Source organism: Methylococcus sp. ANG (genome assembly GCF_040730495.1).
Taxonomy (GTDB): Bacteria; Pseudomonadota; Gammaproteobacteria; order Methylococcales; family Methylococcaceae; genus Methylococcus.
Genome location: NZ_CP160399.1, coordinates 876,650 through 899,136, shown reverse-complemented (window position 1 = coordinate 899,136; position 22,487 = coordinate 876,650). Strand labels below are relative to the sequence as shown.

At 62.5% G+C, this 22,487-nt stretch carries 18 protein-coding genes; 3 read left to right on the top strand and 15 right to left on the bottom strand.

The window, feature by feature from the left end:
- Positions 1–178: 178 nt before the first annotated feature.
- From ABZN20_RS04170 to ABZN20_RS04160, 3 genes are all read right to left on the bottom strand, one after another.
- A complete protein-coding gene (locus tag ABZN20_RS04170; RefSeq protein ID WP_367026848.1) occupies positions 179–712 on the bottom strand; it encodes a hypothetical protein in 534 nt (177 codons plus the stop codon).
- Positions 713–957: 245 nt separating this feature from the next.
- Positions 958–1,962 (bottom strand): hypothetical protein, encoded by a 1,005-nt coding sequence (locus tag ABZN20_RS04165; RefSeq protein WP_367026847.1) that lies wholly within the window; start codon positions 1,960–1,962, stop codon positions 958–960.
- A 102-nt stretch (positions 1,963–2,064) separates the two neighbouring features.
- Positions 2,065–3,420, bottom strand: a complete 1,356-nt coding sequence (locus ABZN20_RS04160) for a multidrug effflux MFS transporter (RefSeq protein WP_367026846.1) — start codon at positions 3,418–3,420, stop codon at positions 2,065–2,067.
- A 313-nt stretch (positions 3,421–3,733) separates the two neighbouring features.
- Here ABZN20_RS04160 and ABZN20_RS04155 point away from each other — a divergent pair, with 313 nt between their 5' ends.
- Positions 3,734–4,732 (top strand): helix-turn-helix transcriptional regulator, encoded by a 999-nt coding sequence (locus ABZN20_RS04155; RefSeq protein ID WP_367026845.1) that lies wholly within the window; start codon positions 3,734–3,736, stop codon positions 4,730–4,732.
- A 23-nt stretch (positions 4,733–4,755) separates the two neighbouring features.
- On the opposite strand, the gene ABZN20_RS04150 is transcribed toward ABZN20_RS04155, so the two are convergent.
- The 4 genes from ABZN20_RS04150 to ABZN20_RS04135 form a co-directional block, all read right to left on the bottom strand.
- Positions 4,756–5,292: a DUF2058 domain-containing protein gene (locus ABZN20_RS04150; protein WP_367026844.1), complete on the bottom strand. Its 537-nt coding sequence runs from the start codon at positions 5,290–5,292 to the stop codon at positions 4,756–4,758.
- Positions 5,293–5,340: 48 nt separating this feature from the next.
- On the bottom strand, positions 5,341–6,525 hold the full coding sequence (locus ABZN20_RS04145) for an acetate/propionate family kinase (protein WP_367026843.1): 1,185 nt from the start codon (positions 6,523–6,525) through the stop codon (positions 5,341–5,343).
- Positions 6,526–6,532: 7 nt separating this feature from the next.
- Positions 6,533–6,832, bottom strand: a complete 300-nt coding sequence (locus tag ABZN20_RS04140; RefSeq protein WP_367026842.1) for a hypothetical protein — start codon at positions 6,830–6,832, stop codon at positions 6,533–6,535.
- 70 nt (positions 6,833–6,902) lie between these two features.
- A complete protein-coding gene (locus ABZN20_RS04135) occupies positions 6,903–9,338 on the bottom strand; it encodes a phosphoketolase family protein (protein WP_367026841.1) in 2,436 nt (811 codons plus the stop codon).
- 778 nt (positions 9,339–10,116) lie between these two features.
- Between ABZN20_RS04135 and ABZN20_RS04130 the strand changes: the two genes are divergently transcribed.
- Together ABZN20_RS04130 and ABZN20_RS04125 are read left to right on the top strand one after the other, a co-directional pair.
- Positions 10,117–10,395 carry a hypothetical protein gene (locus ABZN20_RS04130; protein ID WP_367026840.1) on the top strand — a complete coding sequence of 93 codons (279 nt, stop codon included), beginning with the start codon at positions 10,117–10,119 and terminating at the stop codon, positions 10,393–10,395.
- Positions 10,396–10,451: 56 nt separating this feature from the next.
- Positions 10,452–11,645: an ISAzo13 family transposase gene (locus ABZN20_RS04125; RefSeq protein ID WP_367025483.1), complete on the top strand. Its 1,194-nt coding sequence runs from the start codon at positions 10,452–10,454 to the stop codon at positions 11,643–11,645.
- A 55-nt stretch (positions 11,646–11,700) separates the two neighbouring features.
- Here the strand turns inward: ABZN20_RS04125 and ABZN20_RS04120 are convergent, their stop codons facing one another.
- From ABZN20_RS04120 to ABZN20_RS04085, 8 genes are all read right to left on the bottom strand, one after another.
- Positions 11,701–15,084, bottom strand: coding sequence for a GH36-type glycosyl hydrolase domain-containing protein (locus ABZN20_RS04120; RefSeq protein ID WP_367026839.1), 3,384 nt, complete (start codon positions 15,082–15,084; stop codon positions 11,701–11,703).
- Positions 15,085–15,166: 82 nt separating this feature from the next.
- A complete protein-coding gene (locus ABZN20_RS04115; protein ID WP_423246441.1) occupies positions 15,167–15,937 on the bottom strand; it encodes a DUF2950 domain-containing protein in 771 nt (256 codons plus the stop codon).
- Positions 15,938–15,949: 12 nt separating this feature from the next.
- The gene (locus ABZN20_RS04110; protein WP_367026838.1) at positions 15,950–16,267 is read right to left on the bottom strand and encodes a hypothetical protein; all 318 of its coding nucleotides are present in this window, start codon (positions 16,265–16,267) and stop codon (positions 15,950–15,952) included.
- Complete coding sequence (locus ABZN20_RS04105) at positions 16,264–18,186, bottom strand: DUF3300 domain-containing protein (protein WP_367026837.1); 1,923 nt, start codon at positions 18,184–18,186, stop codon at positions 16,264–16,266. The genes ABZN20_RS04110 and ABZN20_RS04105 overlap by 4 nt, the downstream gene beginning before the upstream one ends.
- Before the next feature lie 90 nt (positions 18,187–18,276).
- The gene (locus ABZN20_RS04100) at positions 18,277–19,146 is read right to left on the bottom strand and encodes a patatin-like phospholipase family protein (protein WP_423246440.1); all 870 of its coding nucleotides are present in this window, start codon (positions 19,144–19,146) and stop codon (positions 18,277–18,279) included.
- 198 nt (positions 19,147–19,344) lie between these two features.
- On the bottom strand, positions 19,345–20,697 hold the full coding sequence (locus tag ABZN20_RS04095; protein WP_218806980.1) for an IS1182 family transposase: 1,353 nt from the start codon (positions 20,695–20,697) through the stop codon (positions 19,345–19,347).
- Positions 20,698–20,735: 38 nt separating this feature from the next.
- Positions 20,736–21,266, bottom strand: a complete 531-nt coding sequence (locus tag ABZN20_RS04090) for a hypothetical protein (RefSeq protein ID WP_367026835.1) — start codon at positions 21,264–21,266, stop codon at positions 20,736–20,738.
- Positions 21,267–21,284: 18 nt separating this feature from the next.
- Positions 21,285–22,058 carry a DUF3313 family protein gene (locus ABZN20_RS04085; protein ID WP_367026834.1) on the bottom strand — a complete coding sequence of 258 codons (774 nt, stop codon included), beginning with the start codon at positions 22,056–22,058 and terminating at the stop codon, positions 21,285–21,287.
- Positions 22,059–22,487: the final 429 nt, after the last annotated feature.

Below are 22,487 nucleotides of genomic sequence, written 5' to 3'. Positions count from 1 at the left end.
CTATGTTAACGGAAACAGCGGACTTCCGCCCCTCCAATCCGGTTCGAACCAGAACCGGAAAGTCCGACAGACTCCTAGGTTTCATCATCTACTCCCAAAGATTTCCGGTGTTACTCAACGCCTACGGCCTACACCGGCTCCGGTCGAAGGCTATGGCTGGGTCGGATGTGCTTGGTGTTCAGCGAAGGTCGTAGTGCCCATTCAGTTCTGCAACGCAACGCTGAACCCCACTAGCGGCTGAGTCGTGTTCGAGCGTAACGGTGTTCCCCGGGTTCAGATATATCTTCGCCGCCTGCGAGAACACTTGAACGCCGTTGCTCCCTGCCGGAGCGATATATTGGTTGGGCGCGAAATAAAATAGATTGTTGCTGAAGTTATCGCCTGACTCTGGGTTTTTCTTGGTGTCTCCATTTGGGGTGGACTCTATTGAAATATAATCGGCTCGCCCGTCGCCGGTGCAAGCTCCCGACACAAAATCAATCACAAGTTTATTAACCTTTTTGTAGCCTATTTTAGAAACGACCGTAAATGAAATCGGCAAAGCCGGTTGCATGGCGTCGCAGGGTGCGGTAGTTATATTTGAATTGCACAGCCGCTTGCTGAACGATGTGAGCGGAGCGCCCGGGGCTGCGAGTGCCGTTTCTGAGGAGAAAATACCGAACAGGGTGAGTCCGGCAATCATGGCGTTTATGGGGTTGGGATATTTTGACACGGCTTTTTCCGTTCTATGTCACAGTTAAACAGTCGTTGTTTTTCGATTGCCGCCGCTTTGGTTAAAAACTGCCTAGATCTTTTCGTGAAACTCGTTGCAATTCAAAATCTTGGTGCTCAAGTGGCTGCCGCCGTCAAACGAAGCGGCGGCGACCTGTCCGAAGGGAGACCCGGAGAAGACTTCGGGTCTACCACCTAATCTCAGGTAGCCATAACTAAATTGCACCGGCTTGGCCGGAAAAGCACTTAGTTTCCCGTATTGATGTAAGGTAATGCTATATCCAGAGCCTTGGATTTAACCGCTTTGCGCATGGATAGGTGGTCTGGGTTTTCCGATACATGGATGAGCTCCCAGATACCAACCTTTGAACCATCACCGAACACACAGATTTCGCTCACCCCATTCGGCGTGAGAAACCCTCCCATGGAATACCGGGAGATCGACGAGCCCTCCAGAGCCTTACAGTAAAAGGTGCCGGGGTTGTCGGACGTGCCTGGGTGGGGTAAGGCGCCGAGATCGAGTCCTTTCAACAAATAGGTAGCGGCGATCGATGGCTGCTTGGATCCCAGGGTTTGCAAATCTATCATGCCGCTATTAGTAGAATTCTGGAACACGCAGAATTTATTGGCCAGTCCTTTCACATTGCCGCCGCCCACCTCCATTTTGGCATAGGAATTGTAAACGGATGTTCTTACCCCCGCGCTCCGGTCACGGGCGCGCTGGCACACGGCGGCTATGGCCGTGTCGGTCTCGTTGATAGCGGCGGTATTGGCGGTATTATGAGTAATGGTGAGTTCCATCACATGATTCGGCGTCCAACTCGTTGAGTTGGAGAACGTATTTCCGGTGCATAACTGATTCTTGACCACTGCTCCGTCCCACACTATCTTAGCGCAATAAGTGCCGCTTGCAGAAGCGCCTTGGTCAACTTCGTAGCTAGTGGCATTCGTACGATTGTTGTGATTGAGGGAGGCGGAAGTAGTCGCTACCGCCCAGGTACAGGTTTTTATTTTTTCCCAGCCCGGAATGGTGTCATATTCCGTAATTGAAACTTTTTGTGATGAGGATGGGTCCGCATCCAAATGGTCATTCGTCCATGTTTCATTGGGCTGGATGGTTTGCGGAGCGTCGACCCCATCCTGAATGACCATCGGGCAGTTGGTATTATTGTTGACAGTGACCGTATATGGCATTGCGGCAAACGCATTGATGCTGACAGTGCTCAACAAAACTATTAGAGACTTGTTCATGGGATCTCTCCTTGAATGAATAAAAACCTTTATAATTAAGGCGTTTTGTTTCTGACTTTAAGTTTCGGCGATTTTCATCAAAAGCCTTTTTGGTGAATCTATTCAATTATCATGGCGATGTTCCTTCTGAGGGGGTGAGAGAGACATACCGGACGTTTTGATACGGGTATGATGTTTTTTCCGGTGGCCATTACGTCGGTTATTGCGAAAGGCCGTTTTTTGGGGTTTGCGCTGGCGTTCGTTCGCCGCAGGCGCGGGCTGGGGCCGAGTATGTTCGAATACGACCCATATCAGGCCTGCTCCCAATCCCGACGCTGCAATGGCTATGGTCATGGGGTAGGCCGTGCCGTTCTGATGACCGGCGACCAGGCTGCTGACGAGGAAGGCGCAGCCGAATTGCACGACGCCGATCAGCGCCGAGGCACTGCCGAGATGCTGCCCGCTTGCGGCCATGGCGATCGTCGTGGCATTTGCGCCGATGAAGCCGAGCGAGGCGATGGACAACCAGAGCGGAACGAGCAGGGCGGCCAAGCTGTTGTAGCCGGCGATGGCGACCAGCGCCGCTCCGGACACGGCGTTTAGCGCCAGCGCGGCGCCGAGCAGGACGGCGGGGCTCCAGCGCTTCAGGGCGATGCGGTTGCCTTGGGCCGCGAGGATCAGGCCGGCGGCGATGGCCGCGAACAGGCCGCCGTAGGCTTGTTCGCCGACGCCGTACAGACGGATGAACACGAAGGGCGAGCCGGTGATGAAGGCGAACATGCAGGCCTGGGCCAGCCCGCCCACCAGCGTGGGGGCGATGAATCCGCGCGTGCTTAACAAATTCCAGTAGCCTTGTGCGACGCCGGCCAGACCGTCGTTCCGTCTGCGGCTGGCCGGCAGGGTTTCGGGCAGGCCGAACCAGACCAGCAGGGCGCCGAACAAGCCGAAGGCCAGCATGACGACGAAGATCATCCGCCAGCCGGCGACGGCCAGAATCTGACCGCCCAGCACCGGCGCGACGATGGGCGCCAGCGTCATCACGACCATCATCAGCGACAGTACCCGGGCGCTTTCCCGCTCATCGAACAAGTCGCTGACGACGGCGCGGCCGACGATCATGCCGGCACAGCCGCCGACGGCCTGGAGGAAGCGCAGCCCGACGAACAATTCGATCCGGGTCGTCAGCAGGCTCAGCAGCGAGGTCAGCACGTAGATGGCGATGCCGATCAGCAAGGGTTTGCGGCGGCCGTAACGGTCGATCAGTGGGCCATAAATCGCCTGGCCGACGGCGAGGCCGATGAAGAACACCGACAGGGTCGCTTCGATGCCGCCTCCGCCGACTCCGAGTGCCCGCGCCATCTGCGCAAAGGCGGGCAGGTACATGTCGGTCGCCAGCGGTGGAAAGGCGCACAGCGTTCCCAGGATGAGAATGACCCTGATCGGGGGAACCGGGCCCGTGCGGGTCGTATCTCTCGTCATGCCGGTGATGTCGTGGGTTTCAGCCGGATTGCGGCTGGAGACGGATACCGCCTTTGCTGTTCCAGTCGAGGGAAGCCGTGGCAACTTTCCGTGTTGGGCAAAGCCTTGCGGTTCGGCTGTCGGCGCGGGGGCGTAACATGTATTTCGCAAAAATTTCTGATTCATAGCCTTAAGGCGGGCATATTTCTGCGCATCCGCTAGTTTAGACCTCCGCTCTTTGGAAGCGCTGAGTTGCCGTTATGCGAAAAACGGAATGATTTATGCGAAAAGTGACGTCGGTTAGAATCGCTGCCCCGTAGTCACGATGCCGCTCATGGAAGCCGTTGCCACCCAAATGAATATCCGCTGGCTCAGCGAACCGGACGCCGAACCGGTGCTGGTCAAGGCGAACCAGAAGGAACTGGTCCGGACCGAGTTGCCGTTCCGGCAAGGTGCGGGGCACGGCTGGATCGAAATGCTGGACCTGGCGCTGGGAATGCATCTGTGCCGGGTCGTTCATCATTTCGAGCCGGGGGAGGCGAATCTGCAGCCGATGTCGGAAGTGGTGACCGAGCTGACCGAGCCCCTGCTGTTCGTGCAGACGGCGCGGCGCGGCCGAGGGGTGCTGCATGACCGCCGACTGGATGTCAGGCTGGCGCACGATCCCGGCGTGTGCATCTTTCAGCACATGGACCGTATCGATCATCAACATTGGGCGGATACGTCGGCGACGGTGGAGGTGACGGCCCTGGGAATCAGGACTTCAAAGCTGTCACGTTCGCTCGGCGAGCCGATCGTTGGGAGCTTGTTCGAGGCCTTGGGTCTGACTCTGCTTCCGTCCGCCAGTGTGCGCGCGGTACCAAAGCACGTCACGGGGATACTGCAATCCTGTTTTGCGGATCATTTGGCCGGGAACCTGCGCAAACTGCACGCCCAGGCCAAGGTACTGGATTTCATCGTGGCTTTGGCGGACCACCTGGCGGGCGAAACCAGAGAGGAATCGCGCAAGCTGCGCTCGATCAGACGGCTGCGCGAGGAGCTGGACCAATTGGAGGGTGCAGTGCCGTGCCTGGACGAACTGGTCAAGCGCTACGGGCTGTCGGAACGGCTGATGAACGAGCTGTTCAAGCGGGAGTATGGGCAGTCGATCTATGCCTACGTCACCGACCGGCGGCTGGAGGCGGCGCATGCGGCGGTGCAAAGCACCGGTACGCCATTAAAGGTGTTGGCGGCCCGGCTGGGCTATTCCAGCGTCAGCCATTTCAGCAATGCATTCACGAAGAAATTCGGCTACCGTCCGGGGAGCCTGAGGCGGGGGAAATCCGGCCGGTAGGTCCTGGGGGGGGCGGGTGCGGACTACCACATCAGGTCGTCCGGCACTTGGTAGGCGGCGTAGGGATCGTCCCTATTTTCCTCGCCGGTTCGGCTCGGCACGTTTTTCAGCACGACGCAGGAGGCATCCCTCGCTGCGATTCGCTCGGCGATGTCCGCCGGCACCAGTTCGTATTTGCCGTCCAGTTTGACGATGGCGATCTGGCCCTGGGCGATGCGCTTGCGCATGGCCTCGTCGACGTAGATGCGCTTGACGGTGCCGCCGTCGGCAAAGTTGTAAGCGACTTCGCCGTCGGCGGGCCGGCGGTTGGCTTCGACGAGCTGGCGTATCTGCGCGGCCAACGCCTTGCGTTCCTCGGCTTCCTTCTTCTGCAGATTCAGCTCGCGGTCGCGCGCGGCTTTCTCGGCCTGGGCCTGCTGAATCCTGGCCTTTTCGGCATCCGTGCCCTTGTTTTCGGCGGCGCGCTGGCGTTCCTTGCGCTGCTCCTTCTGCGCCTTTTTTAGTTGCTTGTCGTTGACCAGGCCTGCCTTGCGCAGTTGTTCCTGGAGAGGATTGCTCATGGGAGGTTTCCTGTTCGCTTCTCTATCTCGGGGGGCGAATGTTAAGGCTTAAAGGGGTTGGGGGGAACCTTGCGTCAGTTCCAGAATTTGCCGGACGTGGCGGGCGATCATGGCTTCCTCGTCGGTTGGGACCACCAGCACGTGGACGGCGCTTTCCGGCGTGTGCAGGATCCGGTCGGCGGCCGGATCGATCGCGACCCCGAGCCAGGCCGAAAGCTCGCAGATGCGGGCGCGGACGGGCGCCGCGTGTTCGCCGATGCCGGCGGTGAAGACCAGGGCGTTCAGTCCGCCCAGCGCGGCGGTCAGCGAGCCGATTTCGCGGGCGATGCGGTAGCAGAAATACTCCACGGCCTCGGCGGCTTCCGGCCTATCGCTGGCCAGGAGGTCGCGCATGTCGCCGCTCAGGCCGGACAGTCCCAGGAGTCCCGAGCGCTTGTACAAGAGGTCCGAGAGGGTCCCCGTATCCATGCCAGGCTGGCCCATGAGATGCAGCAGCACGCCGGGGTCGATGGCGCCGCAGCGGGTGCCCATGGGGATGCCGTCCAGGGCGGTGAATGACATGGTGGTCGCGACGCTGCGGCCCGCCCGCATGGCGCAAAGGCTGGCGCCGTTGCCGAGATGGCAGACGATGGTGCGGCCTTCGGCCGCGGCGGGGTCGATCTCCGGCAGGCGCGATGCGATGTATTCGTAGGACAGGCCGTGGAAGCCGTAGCGGCGGATGCCGGCCGCTTCATAGTCCCTGGGCAGGGCGAAGCGCCTTTCCACGGCGGATTGGCTGGCGTGGAAGGCGGTGTCGAAACAGGCGACCTGCGGCAAGTCGGGGAACTTCGCCGCCAGCAGCCGGATGGGCGCCAAGTTGTGCGGCTGGTGCAGGGGCGCCAGAGGGACCAGTGCCTCGATCTGGCCGATGACCTCATCGGTCACCCGTGCCGGCCGGGTCAGGCTGTCGCCGCCGTGGACCACCCGGTGGCCGACCGCGGCGGGCTTGAATCCTCCGTCGTTGCGGGCCAGCCAGTCGAACAGCCAGTCCAGCGCCTCCTCATGGGTATGCGCGGGGATCGGGCCTTGAAACAGCGAGGCGCCTTGGGCATCGCGTAAGCGGGCGCAGGCGCCGTTGGCGGCCCCGCTCCCGAGCCGGTCGAGCAGGGCGCCAAGCAGCCGTTTTTCGCCATTCAGCAGGGAGAACTTGACGGTCGAGGAACCGGCGTTGATGACGGCGATGGGTCCGTCCATGGCGTTCTTAGAGCGGGGAAGCCGGTCCCAGCCGTTCCCGCTCGTTCTCCATCGCCTTGTCCATGATTTCCGCGTAAAGCTCCACCGCGCGGGCGTATATCTCCTGGTACTCGGGCTGGCGGTCCACCTGCGGCTTGATGGTTTGCGCGGTTTCGAACACGTCGCGGAGAAAACCGATATCCAGGTCGTCGAGTGGTTCCTTACGCTCGACTTTCGCTTGGATGTCCAGTGCCCGCGGCAGGCGATGAGTAGTGAACTCGGTGAGCAGCGCGACCGCGATGCCGTGGTCTTTGGAGACTTGCGTCATGGGGATTCCTGCTTGTGGTGGATGAGGGATAAGAGGAGGGGGAAGGCCGCGCCGCCTTCCCCCTCGCCGGTCAGCCCGGCCAGCGCCAGCCGGCGACTTCCGGCATGTCGATGCCATGTTCGTAGGCGTACTGCCGGCAGGCGATCTGCTGTTTGCGGAACCTGGCCTTGGCGTGGGCGCCGGAGACCGCGATTTCCGCAATCCGGTCGATGACGTCGATGGCCAGGCTGAAGCGGTCGATCTGGTTGTTGATCGCCAGCTCCAGCGGGGTGTTGATGTTGCCTTTCTCCTTGTAGCCGCGCACGTGCATGTTGGCGTGGTTGGTGCGCCGGTAGGCCAGGCGGTGGATCAGCCAGGGATAGCCGTGGAAGTTGAAGATGATCGGCTTGTCCTTGGTGAACAGGCTGTCGAAATCCTTGTCGCTGAGGCCGTGCGGATGCTCGGATTCGGGCTGCAGCTTGAACAGGTCCACCACGTTGATGAAGCGGATCTTCAGTTCCGGGAACTCCTCGCGCAGCAGGGCGGTGGCGGCGAGGGCCTCCAGGGTCGGGATATCGCCGGCGCAGGCCATGACCACGTCCGGTTCCTGGCCCTCGTCGTTGCTGGCCCATTCCCAGATGCCCAAGCCCTCGGTGCAATGGGCGATCGCGGCGTCCATGTCCATGAACTGGAGGTGCAACTGTTTGTCCGACACGATCACGTTGATGTAGTTCTGGCTGCGCAGACAGTGGTCGGCGACCGACAGCAGGCTGTTGACGTCCGGCGGCAGGTAGATGCGGGTGACGTCCGTGCTCTTGTTGACGACCACGTCCAGGAAGCCGGGGTCCTGGTGGGTGAAGCCGTTGTGGTCCTGCCGCCACACCGTCGAGGTGATGAGCAGGTTGAGCGAGGCCACGTCCTGGCGCCAGGACAACTGGTTGCAGATCGACAGCCATTTGGCGTGCTGGTTGAACATCGAATCGATGACGTGGACGAAGGCTTCATAGGTCGAGAGGAAGCCGTGGCGTCCGGTCAGGAGGTAGCCTTCCAGCATGCCTTCCAGGGTATGCTCGCTGAGCATTTCCATGACCCGGCCGTCGGTGGCCAGTTCGCCGCCGTCCTGGTCTTCGGGGAAATACTCGGCGATCCAGAATTTCTTGGCGGCGGCGTAGACGGCGTCCAGTTTGTTCGAGGTGTTTTCGTCCGGGCCGAACACCCGGAAGTTGCGCATGTTCTCCTTCATCACGTCGCGCAGGAACACGCCCAGCGGCTGGGTGTTCGGCGCTTCGATCTGGCCCGGTTTGGCGACTTCGATGCCGTAGTTGCGGAAGTTCGGGATGCGCAGCGCCTTTTTCAAATGGCCGCCGTTGGCGTGGGGATTGAGACCCATGCGGTGGAAGCCGGCCGGCGCCATCTCGCGGATTTCGGCCACGGGGCGGCCTTCGGCGTCGAACAGTTCTTCCGGCTTGTAGCTGCGCATCCAGCTTTCCAGCAGCTTCAGGTGTTCGGGGTTTTTCGTGACGTCGGCCACCGGCACCTGATGGGCGCGCCAGAAGCCTTCGACGTTGCGGCCGTCGATCTGGCGCGGCGCGGTCCAGCCCTTGGGCGAGCGCAGCACGATCATCGGCCAGCGCGGCCGTCGGGCGATGCCGGAGGCGCGGGCTTCGGTCTGGGCGGTGTGGATGTCTTCGACGCAGCGGTCCACGGTCGCGGCCATCGCCTGGTGCATGCTTTCCGGTTCCGAGCCTTCCACGAAATAGGGGGTGTAGCCGTAACCCTCGAGCAGGTTTTCCAGCTCGTCATGGCTGATGCGTGCCAGCAGGGTGGGGTTGTTGATCTTGTAGCCGTTGAGGTTGAGGATCGGCAACACCGCGCCGTCGCGGATCGGGTTGAGGAACTTGTTGATGTGCCAGGAAGTGGCCAGCGGGCCGGTTTCCGCCTCGCCGTCGCCGACCACGGCGGCCACGATCAGATCAGGGTTGTCGAAGGCCGCGCCGCAGGCGTGCGACAGCACGTAGCCCAGTTCGCCGCCCTCGTGGATCGAGCCCGGCGTCTCCGGCGTGCAATGGCTGCCGATCCCGCCGGGGAAGGAGAACTGCTTGAAGAAGTTCAGCAGGCCTTCTTCGCTCAGGTCCTTGTCGGGGTAGATTTCGGTGTAGCTGCCTTCCAGGTAGAGCGGTCCCAGCACGCCGGGGGCACCGTGGCCGGGGCCGGCCATGAAGATCATGTTCAGGTCGTGTTTCCTGATGGCCCGGTTCAGGTGGGTGTAGACGAACGAAAGGCCGGGGCTGGAGCCCCAATGGCCGAGCAGGCGGTTCTTGATGTGCTCGGGTTTGAGCGGCTCGCGCAGCAGCGGGTTGTCGCGCAGGTAGATCATGCCCAGCGCCAGGTAGTTGCAGGCTCGCCAGAAGGCATGGAGTTGCCGGGCTTCTTCGGCATCCAGCGGGGTTCCGCTCACGGTGGCGCGGGTCGGGCCGTAGACGGTGAGCCGTTCGAATTCGGCAGAGAGGGGGGACGTGGCTTCCATCGGTAATCTCCATGTGGGAACGATCGTTGGTAAGGCGCGCTTGAAAACGCGATAATCCATCGGGTCTGGCTATTTTGCTCGGGGATTATGACAGCGCAAGAGGTTTGGCGGATTCCGCGCCGGTACCTATGGGAGCCCTTGCACGCCGGCAGCAGTGTCCCCCACCCGTCGGTCGTTTTGCAAGGCTTTGACACCGGCTGCGCCGGGAAGCTCTGGCCGGACTCCAATACTGAAATCCCATCCATCGCAGCGCCAACAATGAATCAGGAACACACTCCTCTGGATCGCCAGGCCTGGGCGCGCTTCAAGCGCCATGTAAGAACCTGTCTTGAAAAATCTATTCAAGCAAAGTCGATCCGTTGAAGTCAGGAAAATTCTCCGCTCAGGTAGGGTGGATAAGCGTAGCGCATCCACCTCCGCGCCGACTCGGAGAGCAGCGAAGCTGACTCGAAGAGCAGCGAAGCTGAATTTGGCGGATGCGCTGCCGCTTATCCGCCCTACGATCCTCCATTTTCTTTTTCAAGACAGACTCTAAGAGTCTTGCTGCATTCCGACGTGGGCGGCAAGGCGCTCGGCCTGTTCCTTTTGCTGATCGTGTTCCTCGAGTTGCTATTGCCGCCACATCCTCTCGAACTGGTCCGTGCCGGCTTCGGCGCTGCAGGTTGTTCCATCGAGTTCGAGGCGTCGGCGGGTATGCCGCCGATTGTCGACGGGCGGATCGACGATGCACTTGCAGCGTTGGGGTTGGCGTCTCTGCCGACTCGTTTCGGTGGCCTCGATGTGGAGCAGGACTGGAGCAACATCCTCCCTCTGGCAGAGCAGCAATTGCTGGTGTTCGCCCGAGTGCTGGCCGGCCGTTCCCGGCTTCGCCTTCCTCGATCGTCCGGCCACCGCGCTGGGGGACGATCAGCTGGACTTGGTCCTGAACCAGTTGAGCCGGAATTCCATCGGCTACGTGGTCTTCGCCGAAACCGAAGACCGGATGGATCGTTACGACGGGATGCTGGAACTCAAGAGGGACGGCGCCTGGGAGTGGAAACCGCTCGCCGCCCCTTAGGCGTTGGAACAAAATAACTCTTCCAAATACTGAGGGGTTTGTTTTAAAGTTGCGGTATGGAACATGCCGCAATCAAGAAGCGCTTTGAGAAACTCGATCGGTACCTGGACGAGCGTCTGCGGCGCTTGGTTGCCGGGGCGGAGGCGCTGGCGATTGGCCGAGGCGGAATCTCGGCCGTGTCACGGGAAACCGGTTTATGTCGAGAGGCGATTCGTCAAGGCTGCCAAGAGTTGGAACAACAGAATGCCTTGCCTCAGGGCCGTATTCGCCGGAAGGGGGCAGGCCGGAAACGGACGGTTGACCAGGACTCCACCCTGAAGGCCGATTTGGAGCGATTGATTGATCCGGTGACGCGCGGGGATCCGGAATCCCCGTTGCGTTGGACGTGTAAGAGCACGCGGCAATTGGCCGAAGCCCTCACTGAGATGGGGCACCGAACCAGCCATCGGATGGTGGGCGAACTGCTCCGCGCGCTGGGCTATAGCCTGCAAGGTAATCGAAAAACCTTGGAGGGCGGTTCGCATCCGGATCGCAATGCCCAGTTCGAGCATATCTACACCCAGGTGAAGCAGTTCCAAGGGCGGGGCGATCCGGTCATCTCGGTGGACACCAAGAAGAAGGAACTGGTCGGGAATTTCAAGCAACAGGGCCTGGAATGGCGCCCCGAAGGGCAGCCGGAAGCCGTTCGGGTGTATGATTTTCAAGACCCCGAACTGGGGAAGGTGGCACCGTATGGCATTTACGATCCGACGTTGAATATCGGCTGGGTCAATGTCGGGACGGATCACGACACCGCGCAATTCGCGGTGGAAAGTATTCGCCGCTGGTGGCACTCCATGGGCGCACCGTGTTATCCGAAGGCACGGCACTTGTTGATTACGGCCGATGGCGGTGGGAGCAATGGCTCGCGTGTGCGCTTATGGAAGCGGGAGCTTCAGGCATTAGCCACCGAGTTAGGACTGGCCATCACGGTGTGTCACTTCCCGCCGGGAACCAGCAAATGGAACCAGATTGAGCATCGCCTATTTTCCTTTATCACGATGAATTGGCGCGGTCGTCCGCTCATCAGTCACGAGGTCGTGGTGAATTTGATTGCCTCGACGACCAATCGCAAAGGCTTGCGGGTCTATTGCGAACTGGACGATAGCGAATATCCCAAAGGGATCAAGGTCACCGACGCGGAAATGGACGGCCTCAAAATACAGCGCCATGCCTTCCATGGCGAATGGAATTATACGATCCTGCCGTAGCATTCATATGGCAGATTTATTTTGTTCCAATGCCTTAGCTAACGGTTCGGACAAGTCAGCCCAGCGTCACGGTCAGCCGGTTATAGCCTTCCGTCAACTTCGCCCGTAGCATGTCCACGGCGACTTCGGCGCCGCCCGTCCGGTAGGGATTGGGCGCCCGGCTGAACGGCAGATCGGCACCGTTCAGGCTGAGCGACAGGGGGCCGCAGCCGGAATTTCGAACGGAGTAAACGACTTCGAACTCGCAGCCGGCGAAATCCAGTTCGATACGGAGGCCGTCCAATGCCTTCGGGATGACCGGGTCGATCACCAGCTTCGAGCTTTCCAGCCGTAACCCCAGCAATCCGCGCAGGATCAGGCCCATGCCGATGCCCGCCCCGCTCGAATACACCCGCCAGCCCCCCTCGAGGGCGATTTCCCCTTTCCGAATCCGCTCGTACTCGGCGTAAGCCTGGTAGCGGTCGGCGAAGGCGGCATCGGAGCTCGAGTAGTAGCAGTTGGCCTGGCGCAGGGTGGCCTTGGGTACGAGAGTACGGATGCCGATGGGATTGGCCTTGCATAGCGCCTTGAAGAAGCCCTCCGCGTCACCGTAGCGGGCCAGCGCTTCCGCGTAACGGAGATGGGCGTGGGTGTACATCAGCCCGATTTCGCGGCCGAAGAAGCTGCTGCTCTCGGCGCGCTGGAAGTATTTCTGCGGGCCGCCGCGGTAGGCCATCGGCCGGTCGAACAGCCTGGCGCCGTCGGGCCCGAGCAGGTGGTCTTCGATGAGCCGCAGGTGCCGCGCCGCTTGTTCGGGCGTCAGCAGGCCGTTGGTGATGGCATGGATCATCGGTAGCAGGCTGTAGGAAAGCCCGGTGGCCCGGTCGCGCGGATGCACGAGATAAGCGATTCGTCCGTCCTCCCCGAAATGGGCGTAGCCGGCGAGGACGCCGTCGACCAACAGCCGCCGCTGGAAGTCTTCCCGCACTCCCGCCGCCGCGGTCTCGAAGGCCGCCGCCTGGTCATCGCGCTTCAAGCGGCGCAGCGCTTCGGCCAGCGTGGTCAGAGTCTGGTAATGTAGGGTCACCGTCCAGGCGCTGCACAGCCTTTCGCGCATGGTCGGGTCCACCGGCTGCAGGGAATCGTTCCAGTCGCCGTGGCCATAGGCGGCCAGCCGGGTGCCGGGAATGGTCCGCGCGGCCACGACCTGCAGCGCGCGCTCGACGTGCCCCCATAGCGTCGCCCGCTCGGCCTTGTCGCCGCCTTCCGGATGGAAGAAGGGCAGAACCTCATCCAGCAGCGCACCGTCTCCGGAGGCCAGCAGGTATTGGGCGAGGGCCAGGACCGGCCAGAACACGATGTCGCCGTGCGAGTCGCCGGGGCGGATGTTGCGTTCCCGCTCGAAGAACATGAACCATTGCGGCCAGTCGCCGTCCGGATTCTGGTTCTTGAACACCCGGCACAGCAGGTCGCGGATCGGCTCGGACCGGCCCAGGGCCAGGAGCATTTCCACCGGTCCCTGGCAGACGTCGCGGACGCCCCAGCCGCCGCCGGAATACTGCTCCAGCCCGCGCGGGCTGAGGTAGTGGATCAGGGCGTTATGGGCGAACCACGGAAGGACCTCCCGCAGGCGCTCGATGTCTCCCGTCAAATCGCCGCCGGCCGGCGGATGGACCCGCAAGGCCGCGGTCATTTCGCGCCAATATCGGCTCGCGTCGGCCGCGGCCGGGGCCGCCGGCACCAGACAGCCGGTGATGCGGAAGCCGGCCGACGAGACCGGCGCCGTGACGAGGCACAGGAAAGGCTCTCCCCGGGACCGGCCGTCGGCGTACAGCAGCTCGTCCCCGCCAACGGTCTCGAGCGGGGTGGTGGGCAGCGGATCGATGCGGAAGCCGCCGTCCGGGAAACGGCGTCCGACGTCGGATTCGGGTACCGGGCGGACGAACACCCCCGTCCCGTCGCGGATAAACTGCGCCGGCACGGCCTCGGCGCCGTCGTCGCCGTTGAGGGCGACATGGTTGCTGAGCAGGCAGCGGATGGGCGGTCCCTCCAGCACATCCAGGGTTACGGAGAGTTCATGGCTCCCGGTGGCGGCCTCGCTGCGCACCTGCAGCAATCCGCCGGCGTACTTGTAAATCCAGCGGCAGCCCTCCGGCCTCATTTCGAAAGCCGAGGGCACGTCGAGCAGCCGCCAGCGGCCGTCGATCTCGACGAACAGCCGTTGGCCGTGCGCCCGGAACAGGCTCAGATAACCGTGGGTGGTGGACAGGAAGCGGTTGATGCTCACGTGGCCCTGGGTCATCATCGAATGAAACACGCCGGCCATCCAGACGGTGGAGGTCAGGCCGGCCTCGTCCGGCACCAGGCCGCTGCCGGTGCGGAGGATGTGGCCGTGGGGACGCAGCACCTCGAGTTCCTTGGCCCTGAGCACGACGTGAGCGCGTTCCCCCGAAAAGAAGGACAGCAGGCGGCCATTCTCCAGTTCCGGCTCCCGCCTTTCGCCGCCGAACAGCCCGGTGATCTCGGCATCGCCGAAATCGAAGGTTTCGAGGAGCGGCGCGGCGCTGAATAGACTGGCCGACGGCGCGAAGCCTTCGGATGGATCCTGCCTTGCCGGGGGAGGCGCCGCTTCCGGCAGGCTCAGGGCGAGATCGACGAAGGCCAGATCGGCGGCGGAGGTCGCCTCCGGGTGGTCCGGTTCGAACCAGCCGAAGAATCCCGCCGCCGATGCCTCGCCCGGTGCCAGTGTCAGCGGGGCGTCCTGGATCACGGCCATGGCGTGTTCGTGCTGGCGGCGCGTTCCGGGGAGGCCCTCCATCAGCCCCCGCGGCGGGCGGCCGGCGCGGCTCTCCAGACCGTAAAATTGCAGCGCGTCGGTGGCGAAACTCCGGGCCCGGTTCAGCGAGCCGATGGCGACCCAGGGAAAACGTCCGCCCATCGCCAGGTTCTGGCGGGAAGCCAGGACCGTACCCTGTGAGGGGTGAGGGAGCGGCGTATGGTCGAGGTACTGGCTGACGTAGTATTCGTTGAGCCGCACCGCGCCATATTGCGCCAGCCCCAGGTCCTGGGCGTAGACCAGATTTACCGTTGCGGCGGTCCGGCCGGTGTTCTCCAGCGCCACGTGCCAGAACCAGGCGGGCGCGGCTTCGGCCAGCACCAGGCAGACGCCGAACCGGATGCCCGCCCATTCCCCCTCGATCGATAGCCCTCGTCCGCCGCACCGTATGCGGCCGGGACTGCGCGGACCGAGCAGCGGCACGGCCTCCGCCGGCTCCGCGAGGCGGCGCAGATAGAGGTTGGCCGGTCCGCCCTCGGCCTCCGAGCCGGGGAACAGGTTGATGAGAATGTCCCCGTGATCCAGGCGCCGGATCGAGCCGCTGGAATTGACCGCGAATTTCAAACCCGATGGACTTTGGAGAGTGTTGGTTTTCTTGATGGAATCCGGATTCCGAGTGTTCATTATGTTTTTCTGTACGGGCCGCTGAACGACCGCCTTTTTCCTGTCCTTAGGACCTTAGCGCTGGGCTGGGATAGTGCTCAATTCACTTCCCGCTATTCGTGACCAGTTCCCACCCGGCTCCCGGGTTGTATTCCTTCAAGGCGCTCGCCAGTTTGGCCGTCTCCGGCCCCAGGTCCCGCTGGTAGATCTTGCCTTGATGATTGACGATGAACGTCATGACTCCGGAAGAGCCGTACTGCGCGGGAAAGGCTACCAGGCCGAAACCGGCAATCATGTTGCCATTGATCACATAATTGTATTTCCCACCCGGCGCATCGTTGCCCTGCCGGGTCAGGATGCGATAGTAATAGCCGTGATAGGGCGCTGACTTGCCCGTCGTTCCTTTGGCTTGGTAGCCGGCGGCCCGCGCTTCGGCAACCAAGGGGCCCAACGGACTCTGCGGTCGGTCGGGTTCGGGGTCCCAATATAATCCATCGAACGAACCCGGCGTGCTGCCGAGTCTTTGCGCATATTCGGCGACTCCGTCGCCATCTCGATCCGCAGCGGCATATGCGAACTGGGCCTCCACGTAAGCGTTGATCACTCCGAGGGTGCTGAGTTCGTTGCGGCCTACGCGGCGGTTGATGATTTCTTCCCGCCCTTGTTCAGCATCGAACCGCCAGCTTTCTCCTTGTTTGACAAGCGGGATCGGGAACGGCCAGTCCGCGGGGCCCACCTGCAGAATGGCACGGTGATCGTCGATATTTTTTATGGTGGTCCTTTCCTGTGCTTTCACCACGAACGCCTCCCGGTCGTTCTTGTCCTGGATCTCGTCTCCCGAGGACAGAAGCTCCGTGTAGCGGCTGCCGAACAGATCGGCAAGCCGTTATTGATCGTCCCCGCGCGCCGCATCGACGAGGGCTTTGGCGGCTTGTTCCGGCGAGGGGAAGCGTTGGGCATCGCTCTCTGGCTGTCTGGCGATGCCGGCCGGCGGAGCTGAGGCGGCAGGCGAAGCAAGCCAGGACAACTGAGCCAGGGCGAATACCGTGAAAAGGATCGTTCGAAACGCAGGATGCATGACGGGAACCTCGATCTTGGATGCCAGAAGGGAATTGACGAACGCGGACGAACCACGCGCGGGCCGCCTGAACGGAGTTCCGGCGCGGCTGCGAGACTTGACCTGAATGTTGGAGACCGGCGTCATCGGCGCCGACCTTCGCCGCCGCGAAGTCCGCCCCCTCCACCGCGGTTGCCTCCTCCGCCCAAGTTTGGCCGGTTTGCCGCTTCTCCCCTATGGGCCCGGCTGGCTGCTCCGCGCTGGCTGAAATTCTGAGTGCGTCTGGCATCGCCCACACCTTCGAAGGCATTCGGCCTGGCGGACTCTCCGATCCGGGCGGTGTTTCCCTGCCGCGCAAGGTTGCGCCGTCCGCCAAGCGCTTGCCCATGCGGTGCAGCGACGCGCCGTTCGGTCAATTGCGGCTTGTTCGGGGCCTGCGGGCGCTGGCTCTGCTCCGACCCGGACTGCCCGCGCCGCCGTTCTCCAGATTGCTCCGGCGGGCGCTGCTGAAATCCGGCCAGGGACTCGGTCCGGCGGCTTTGCGCGCCGCGCCGACTCTCGATCCGCGTTTCCGGACCGGCTGTCCTGACGCCTTCCAGGGAATTGGAGCCGCTTCCACGCTTAGAACGGGATTGCATTTCGGCGTTTCCCCGGCTCTGTGCCAGCCCTCCGCCGGATTCGACCGAGGTTTCTGGCCCTTGTGCTAGCCGTTTGCGAATCTCGGCGCTCGACGGTCTGTGCTCTCCGACTTGCCTGGGCAGTCCCTCCCTCTCTCCGGGCTTGCCGAACCCCCGCCTGTCGGCCGGAAGGGCATCTGGCGCGCCCAGGCGGTCTCCGGCCAATCCAGGTTGTTCGATCTGGCCGAGCCGTTGTTTGACGGGTTCCGGGTACGGCTGGCCCCGCCGGTGGCGGGGGTCAGGCGTCCAGTCGGTTCGCTGACGCAAATCCTTCAGCCGGTTCTGGCGGAAGGTCCCATCCCGGTCGATATTGATCTCGTTGCCCGATATATTGATATTCCGATTGCGGTTGATATCTCCCCGGTCGATGGCAACGCCGCCGTAACCGCCGCCGTACCAGCAGTTTCCGTTACGGCATACGGCGTTGCCGTAGTAATGGCTGACGGGCGGGTAGTAACCGCCGTAATAGCCGTGCCAGTCGTCGTCATCCGCCCATTCCATGAGGCCCCAGGTCAGCAGCCCACCGACCAATGCACCCGCCCCGAATGTCATCCACTGGTCGGTGCTGGAGGTCGTGGACGCTGGCGTCGGCGCGGGGTAATAGGCATAGCCGGCCGCCGGCGCGGCAGCGGGATAAGCATAATTCGCCGCGGAAGCGGGGGGCGATGCCAGCGGCGCGGAATAAGCCTGCTCGGGATTGTATTGCGGCACGTAAACGGTATTGGACTTGGCCGGTTCGATCACTATCGCCTCTTTTCTTTGAGTTGCCGGTGTTGCCTGAGGCCGGCCTTCTGGAGCCTGCACCTCGGTTCCCGAGGCGGACGGTGCGGACACGGTCTTGGTCGTGACCTTCTGTTCGGCGCTATCCTTCAAGAAACCTGATTCCCTGGCGCGTTTGCGCAAAGATTGAATCGCGTCCATCAATTCCGCCGGCCTGGCGAGAAAGGCATCGCCGAGCTGGGTTGTCCATTCGAGGTGGTCGTTCATCATCTTGATGATTGAAGGCAGCTCGATCAGGCGCTGGATACTGGCATCCCAGTCTTTGTCTTTTACGGCGGCGGGCTCGGGGTGCGAATCCAGCCAGCGCGACGCCTGGACCACTTCCAGCGGGTAAGTGGATGCCACCAGCATTTCTGCGAGAAGCGGGTCGGGATAAAGCGCGATAGGGGCAACCAGGGACTCGATCTCGGTGAGCGGATTGGCCGCGTCGGTGGGGCGTTGGGCTGCCTCGGGAGGCGTCGAACCTGAGCTGGGCGTTGGGTCCGGTTCCGAGGTAAGCCCTGGGGTAGCCAGCAATGTTGCGGGGACGGCAACGATGTAGGCCAAGGTAACCAACAGGAGCGGGCGCAGCGCTCGAAATGCGGGACGGATGGTTTCGCGTTGGGGCATGGGCTTATCCTCGTAGGGACCTGCAACATTGAAACGGAGAGTGCCACCGCAGGCCACATTCTCCGTTGCCAGTCCGGTGCAATTCAATGGTCATCTCCCTCGAGGCGCTACGATCGGCCCGTCGTCGTCCAATTTTTCCCTGGCCGGTGTAGACGCGGTGCTGTCATCGGTTGCGTCGCGGGTGAAGCCGGGCGGTACTTTCTGCCAGCGATATCCGTGCCGGGCAAGTTTATAGCCGGTTTCGAACAATACGTTCATCACCCGGTTGTCGAATTCGTCCGAGCGGGTGGTGTCCAACTGGTCCGGAATGTAGCCGAGGTTGAAATCGCCGCCGTCACGCTGGGTTGTCGCGAAAATGCGGTAGATGTCGCCGATACCCTGGCTCTTGATGAGGGAGGAGACCGTCCTGGGCGCGATGGAGCGGACCAGGGGTCTCACCGATTGCCAGGCCGGTTTGATCTGGCTATTTCGCAGCACGAACACCCGGCCCTTCCGGCGCGGGGCCGAAAATCCCAGGCTCTTGACCGCGGCCAGGGGCCTCAGCACCGGCCCATAGAGAAACACCTGGTGGGCGACGCCGCCGTCGACATGCATCTCGTCGTAAAGCTTCCCGCCGGCCTCGACCGGAATATAGACAGGCGGAAACACGACCGGCACCGCGGCCGACGCGATCATGACCTTCCGGAACAGCTCGAGGGCGTCGGGATGGCCCGACGTGGCGATGGCACCCATGTTCCAGACGACGGGACGCTGGGCATCGAGCGCAGCGGTGCCGATGAAAAGGCGGCGGCCTTTGGCGTGCTCAGCGGCGATGTCCGCCAGCATTTTTTCGTCGACGTATTCGGCCGTGAGCCTGGCGAGCGGATCGTTGAGGCTCATGGCGTCGGTCTGGAGCATGCCAAACAAGGATTTCAGGCGGAAGATGTCCCGCGACGAGACCGTGGTGTAGACCTGTTTCAGCTTGTCGTCGTAGGCCGGTCCTAGGAGTCTGTCGGACTATGGATTTACTCGGGTCGGGATTCTTGGAATCGAGAATTTTTCGGGGGCATTGGCGGGGTAGTCACCAACGTTTCGCGTCGATAACTAGACCAAGATGTGCCCCGCCTCCCCCATGGCGGCGCTATTGGTGTGTAACGCTTGGTTTTTACGTGAAGCCTGTCACGCTGCCGCCAACACGTGCATCCGCCTCAGATTGAACGCCATCGCCACCAGCTTCCATTCTCCGGCCACTGCCTCCAAGCCGCGCAGAGAGAACTGGCGGAATCCCAAGACCTGTTTGATGATGCCGAACACCGGCTCCACCGTGGATTTGCGCTTGGCGTAGCGGGCCTTCCCTGCCTTCGTTTTGAGTTTCCAGGCCATCTTCTCCACGGGATCGGTGGTTTCCGGTTCCGGGGCATCCGGAGCCAGGCGTTCCGCCAGCGGCACGTGATGGCTGTCCCGTCCCATCGCGATCAGCGGTTCGATCTGCTGTTCGCAGCAGGCGTGCACGTTGCCGGCGCTGAAGTAGCCCGTGTCGGCCAGCAGGGCTTCGGGCTTCCCCCAGGCTTCCGGCAGCTTCTCGATCTCGGCCAGCATCGGTTCGACCTGCTGCTTGTCGTTGGTCTGCTGACTGACGGTGGTGGCGACGATCAACATCGTCTCCACATCCACCGCAGCCTGGCTGTTATAGCCCTGGAGGAAACCCGCGTGGCTCGGCATGATGCGGGATTCCTCGTCGGTCAGATTGATCTGGTCGCTGGCCTTCGGCCCGGTTTCCGGCGGCTTCGGCTCCTGCCCACGTGGCTTCTTGCCCGCCTGCCGCTGGCCTTCGCGACGGGCTACCTTGGCTTCATAGTCCTGCTGCGCCCGGGCATCGCGCTCCGCGACCCGCTCCACGATCTTGGCCTTCGCCTCCGCCAGGGCCTTCAGCCGATCCTGCCGCCGCGCCAACTCCTCTGGCAGGTCGATGCCGTCCGGCTCCTCCGCCCCGTCGGCCTCCGCCGCCTTCTGCAACAAGGCCTGCACCTCCTCCCGCAACTGCGCTTCCAACTTCTCGATGTGGCCATGAGACAAGGCCTTGTGCTTGGAGGCGTTGGCCTTAATCTTGGTCCCGTCCAGGGAAATCTGCCCGAGCCTCACCAGCTTCATCGCCTGCGCCAGGCTCAAGACCTGAACGAACAGGTCCTCCAGCTCCCCCAGAAAGGTCTTGCGAAAGTGGGCCAGGGTGTCATGATCGGGATGGGTTTCCGCCGACAGAAAGCGGAAGGCCACCGAATCGTAGGTGGCCCGCTCAATCTTGCGGCTGGAGAACACCCCGGTGGCATAACCATAAACCAGCAGGGCCAGTAGTACCGACGGATGGTGCGCCGCCGACCCGCGCCCCGAGTAGCGGCTCGTCAGTCGACTTAAATCCAGCTGATCGATGACCTCGACGAGGAACCGTGCCAGGTGGTTGGCTGGCAGCCATTCGTCAACCGAGGGCGGTAGCAGATACTGCTGGTGGCGATTGACGGGGATGAAGCGGCTCATCGGGTCTCACCTTGTCGCGATCTATCCGGAATAGGCCGCTATGTTAACGGAAACAGCGGACTTCCGCCCCTCCAATCCGGTTCGAACCAGAACCGGAAAGTCCGACAGACTCCTAGAAAGGCGAAGGGCGCGGTCAAGGCGCCGGTGCTGATGCCGGTGACTATCTTGAAGCCGGGCCGGTTGCCCGCCGCGCTCCAGCCGCACAACAGCCCCGCACCGAAAGCGCCGTCGCCGCCTCCGCCTGAAATCGCCAGGAAGTCCACGGTCCCGTTTTGTCGAAACAGGCCGCTACGCTCTTCTTGGCCTATCGATTCGACCAGATCCTGCTGGAACGCTGGGCTGAATTCGTCGCCCCACGTCCTCACATCGGGCATGCCGGGGATCCGAACTTCGGATTCGACTCGGGCCGGCGGCGGTGAATGCGGCTTCAGCCCGGCGCAGCCCGCCGCCGTGAGCAGCAAGGCCGCGAGCAAGACGCGCTCAGCCGGGCGGTCGGGATGTGTGCGGAAGGCGGTGATCGGGGCTGCAGCCCGTGCTTCGGCGGGAGTGTAAGCGATTTCGTGTTCCATCCCTGCCGGTCGCGGATTTCAGAAAGGCCGCACGGTGAAGGCCGTGGGATCGGTGACCACCTCGCCGGGCTTGCGGTTGGCGATCTGCACGAACTGCTCGGCCCAGCGGTCCATGATGCCCTTGGCGGGGCCGTACCAGGTCAGGCGGGTCAGGTCCAGCGGGCCGACATCCGCCATATCGCGGTCGGCGAAGGTCGCGACCACCTCGCCGGTCCGCAGGTCGCGCAACCGGCCTTCGAAGGCGGCCCGGCGCTGATTGACGGCGCCCGCCGCGCTGCCGGTGCCGATCGGTCCGGCCCAGCTGAGGGCGTGCAGCACCGGCATGGATGGGTCGATCTCGATCAACGCGAGTTCCAGGCGCAGAGCCGGCTCCTTGTGCTGGCCCGCGCGCTCGATGACCTTGAAACGGTGTTTGGGATCCTCTTTGAACGCTTTCACGACCTGGTCGTGAAAATAGTGGCCCAGTTCCGCGATATCGGATTTGACGTCGCTGACCCATGCCGCCGAACTCAGGTTGTGCAGCCAGTCCATTTCCATCATGTACTGGGTGTTCACCGGTGCGACCACCAGCTCTCGGTAGCCGCTTTTGTCGAATCCGGGCTTGATCCAGACTTTCTGGAACGGCAGGTCCGCGCGTTTGGTCTGGCGTTCGGGATGCGCGATGAAGCCGGCATCGGGTGCCGGTTCGACCGCCGCTGCCTTGGCGGTGTCGGAGGCCGACTGGAGACTCGAACAACCGGCGGCGGCTGCGGCCAGGCTCAGGACGAAGATGCCGCGTAATTTATGGCGCATGCGATTGATATCCGGTTTCGGGTCGATGGACGGGAAGGCGGCCGGTCGGTGCGACCGATCCCGGCGGGAGGATAGTTGATCGCGCGGAGGAAACCAAGATCGGCGTCAGCTCTGCGGCGGCGTCCTTGCTGGATCTAGAGAAGCGCATCCCGCAGGTGTTGCGGGCGACCGATCAGCCGCTCACGCTCACCGTTCTGGCCGAATAGGCAGACTCTCCGGAGCAGGTCGAAGCGGTGTGCATGATTGTGCGCCACCTCGAAGCCAACCAACGGGGGAATCGTTCTGCAGGGCGATCGGGCAAAACCGTCCACACTCTTCGTCGCTTCCAAACAGCTCGGCGAGTAAGGGTGAACGCGATTGGTGGAGAAACTCACCCATCGCTCGCGATCCGTGATTTCGGGCTTCGAGTGTATAGCCCGAAGGTCGCGG